This window comes from Bradyrhizobium sp. (assembly GCF_049512235.1).
GTDB lineage: Bacteria > Pseudomonadota > Alphaproteobacteria > Rhizobiales > Xanthobacteraceae > Bradyrhizobium.
In genome coordinates this window covers 1-3,233 of the sequence record NZ_JBEKXH010000642.1, presented here as the reverse complement: position 1 = coordinate 3,233, position 3,233 = coordinate 1, and the positions used below count along the sequence as shown (strand labels likewise).

Annotated in this window: 6 protein-coding genes; 2 read left to right on the top strand and 4 right to left on the bottom strand. The window is 60.2% G+C overall.

Annotated elements, in window-relative coordinates:
* Window positions 1-259 (top strand): hypothetical protein (locus ABSG20_RS33235; RefSeq protein ID WP_423868677.1); only part of this gene is annotated, 259 nt, incomplete at its 5' end.
* Window positions 260-304: 45 nt separating this feature from the next.
* Here ABSG20_RS33235 and ABSG20_RS33230 read toward each other — a convergent pair.
* From ABSG20_RS33230 to ABSG20_RS33220, 3 genes are all read right to left on the bottom strand, one after another.
* Entirely contained in the window at window positions 305-673 is a 369-nt protein-coding gene (locus ABSG20_RS33230; RefSeq protein ID WP_423868676.1) for a hypothetical protein, read from the bottom strand.
* Window positions 674-675: 2 nt separating this feature from the next.
* Window positions 676-1,521 (bottom strand): hypothetical protein, encoded by an 846-nt coding sequence (locus ABSG20_RS33225; protein WP_423868675.1) that lies wholly within the window; start codon window positions 1,519-1,521, stop codon window positions 676-678.
* A 381-nt stretch (window positions 1,522-1,902) separates the two neighbouring features.
* Window positions 1,903-2,043 carry a hypothetical protein gene (locus ABSG20_RS33220; protein ID WP_423868674.1) on the bottom strand — a complete coding sequence of 47 codons (141 nt, stop codon included), beginning with the start codon at window positions 2,041-2,043 and terminating at the stop codon, window positions 1,903-1,905.
* A 183-nt stretch (window positions 2,044-2,226) separates the two neighbouring features.
* Here ABSG20_RS33220 and ABSG20_RS33215 point away from each other — a divergent pair, with 183 nt between their 5' ends.
* Window positions 2,227-2,673 carry a hypothetical protein gene (locus ABSG20_RS33215; protein ID WP_423868673.1) on the top strand — a complete coding sequence of 149 codons (447 nt, stop codon included), beginning with the start codon at window positions 2,227-2,229 and terminating at the stop codon, window positions 2,671-2,673.
* A 257-nt stretch (window positions 2,674-2,930) separates the two neighbouring features.
* On the opposite strand, the gene ABSG20_RS33210 is transcribed toward ABSG20_RS33215, so the two are convergent.
* The gene (locus ABSG20_RS33210; RefSeq protein ID WP_423868678.1) at window positions 2,931-3,230 is read right to left on the bottom strand and encodes an ATP-binding protein; all 300 of its coding nucleotides are present in this window, start codon (window positions 3,228-3,230) and stop codon (window positions 2,931-2,933) included.
* Window positions 3,231-3,233: the final 3 nt, after the last annotated feature.

Here is a 3,233-nt window from a genome sequence, read left to right as displayed (position 1 = left end):
CGGTTTCGTCTGTACGGCAAAGAAAAAACCCGCGGCCAGTCTCCCGGCGCGGGCTTTTTATTCTTGCGATGATGACAACGTGCCAGTGATTTGCCTGACGTGTCAAATGATTTTAAAGCGGTCGAACGATGGTGCTGACAAGATCAACAGCGTGCAGGATTTCGTGAGAAAAGCCGTCCGCGTCCCTCATGGCTATTCTGCCTGGAATGGCGGGTTACACGCATCGGGCCGCGCCCTGCGCGGACCCGTCGGGCTCTAACCCGCCCTGCGCGCCGTACGCCAGCCATTCAACGAGCGGAAGCATTCATGCACGATAGCGCCGATAGAACTCCCGATTCATCCAGTGATCGTCGTACGCCTCCAAGATGCGACGTTTTTGCGAAAGGGCTCTGAATTCCGGCCAGCGCAACTCGTGGACGGCCAGTTGAATAAGCTCCATCGGCACACTGCCTTCGTCCAGCCCGTAGGGATCGGGGCCTTCAAGGGTCTTGCGAACCTTAGCCAAAAAATACGCCTTCAAGGGCTGGTCTGCCAAGGATTGGTCTTCGCGAAGCAAGTCGATGATATCGATGAAAGTCGATTCAGCTCGATCTACTCCAAAATTCGCGTTGAGGATTCGAGAGGCATTATCGATGAGTATATCCATTAACTTCTTGGAGTACTCCAGGTCCATCATTAATTCCTTTCGATATATTTCCCCGCCGCATCAAAACCAGCGCCGCTGAACGCAGCCTCCGCGGCGCTTTGCGCGCTCGATCCGCTCGGTCTGTAATGACCGGAGGCGTTGTCGATGGCGCGAACCCTGCCGTTGACGAAGTAAGCCTCACCCGCGGCGAGCACATCGGCGCCCCGAGACAGATCTATATGCCCTGATCTCCCCAGCACCAATTGTCCTTTGCCCGTGACAACATAGTTGAGGGTGCCATTATATCCCACCCGCCGAATTTCACCAGCTGGAAAGACCTTCGGGGCATCAAGCGCGTCAAACGGAGCAAGATTCTTGAAGAGCGGTGCGGCCGCCGCGGCGCTTATTCCCTGTTCAATCGCCTGCGCTTCCAGCTTCCCGCCAGGAATGAGACTAGGCATCGCCTTAAGCACGCCGATCGTGTCGTGGTTCGCTTGTGCATGGAGTGCATCCATCGCCGCGCTGGCGACACCAATCGGCGGAAACATGTTCAGCACGTTGCCGACGCGGCTCGTCAAATCATTCGCCGTATACGGCTGCATCCCGGCGGCCGTCAGCAGGTCAGCCACGGCGTTGCCGATCCGCTGCGACGGCGAGTAAGTAGCGGGTTTTAGCTCGCCAAACGAATGATCGTCGGGACGCGGCGGCAAATCGGGATACTTCCGATTAAAGCGAGACCAATCGACCTGATTGAAGAGATAGGGATCGACATCGGACTCATCGCCACGCCGGCCATAATCCGCCGCCGCCGAGCCTTGGGGTCGTGTTGCAGGTCGATAGCGGGCAGCCTCTCTCGTCTGATCCGGCGTGGCAGGTCCGCCGACATCCCGGCTCATGCCAGCGGGAAATCTCGCGGCCCCTCCGATGGCAGTTGGCGGGACAGTCGTGGCTTGCGGTGTGACCCGGGCCTGAGATCTATCATTCTGCTCTCGCCCGTTCGCGATCGCTGGCGCGAGCGGCGGCGGTCGCTGCCCGGAAAGCAGCCGTGCCGTGAGGAGTGAATTCAACAACCCCGGCGCAGGAAGCGGTTGCGGCGGGCCGGGCTGTCGCGGTGGCGCTGGCTGGCTCGCATCAGTGGCCGCAAAGATCAGCGGCCGGACTCCCCAGGGGAAGACTGGTGGCAGCGGCGGCAACGGCAGCGGCGGCGGCGGCGGAGCCGCGAAGATCGGCGGCGCCCAGGGATTGTACCATGCTGATACGGGCAAAGCCTTAACTCCTCACCTCGCCGCCTCGTGCTGGTCGGGACCGTTGTGGACCATCAAGTTCGGAATCAACGCTTCGATGGTGTCGGCGACATCCATCGACCCCGTCGATGAGCGCTCCGCCGTCGGCATGGGCTTGGCATCGAGCGTGGACATTTCGGCGTGGGAATCCCGCCTTGACGTCGCGCCTCAGGCTCCGCTCGGCTGCGCATAAGCGGGGCCCGCTCAGCGCCGCCGCGGACCTGCAGTTCGTTGCGGCCATGAATTGCTTGGTCGCTCGCCCTCCTCACGACGACGAGAAGTCTGAGCTATGTTGAGCGAAGCGGCTTGAGGGCAGGAATGGCAGTCTCGACATGCATCAAAAGCGGCGAGCATGGTTTCGAGTTGGTGCTGTTCACACCGCTTGGCGGCAGCCATATTTCACGATGGTTCAGCTTCGCGCGATCGAGCAGATTTCGCTGGCGGCTTTTGGCATTTTGCACTTGGTTTTCGGAGTTTGAGGTCGGGCCATGGACGAACCAGCGCCGCTATGAAGGCCTTCCGCGATGCCATGGCGCGAACGGCGTCATGGCCACCGGATTAGTCGTCGCGCGCCAGGTTCTTTCGTCTGCATGTATAAAATCCGCGGCACGACCGCCCATCGTGCAATCATCTGGCGCAAATCTTCCTTATCTTAGGGCCCCGGCGGACGTGGCGGACGGCAACGCGCAGCCAAAACTAAAAAACCCGCAACCGATTTCCCGGTGCGGGCATGGCATTTTTGCGATGATGACAATGTACTGGTGATTTGCCCGACGTGTCAAATCTTTTTTCAGACCAGCACCAGAATTTTTTTTGGCAAGCAGCGAACAGCCCGCATGAGCCCCAGGATCCGTGCTTCGCACGGCCCGATTATAAACTCCGCGATCTGCAAGGCCGAGCAAAGGCAAGTCGGGCTGTTGCATTTGGTTCTCCTGGTCCGCCGGCATGTCGCAAGGTGTTACCAGCGGAAGTCCTGGTATTGAGTTTCCGAAGTTCTGATCCCGTCGGCGTGCCCCCGGTCCTCATCCCCGAGGCGCATCGCGCCAAGCGATGCGTCTCGAAGGATGGCCGCTGGCGATGGCCGTGCGAGCTGCCATCCTTCGAGACGCAAGCCCTCGCCCTGCGGGCGAAGGCTTGCTCCCCGGGGATGAGGACCAGCACGGCAGTTGAACATAAAAAACGCTGCCCCGCATGGGCAGGGATTTCAGACCGACCTCCCCGCCGAGGCGGAGCATGATCTGCTTGACGATGCTCAAGCCCAGTCCTGTGCCGCCCTTCTTTCGATCGTCGGCGGCGTCGACCTGGACGAACTTCTCGAAGATGCG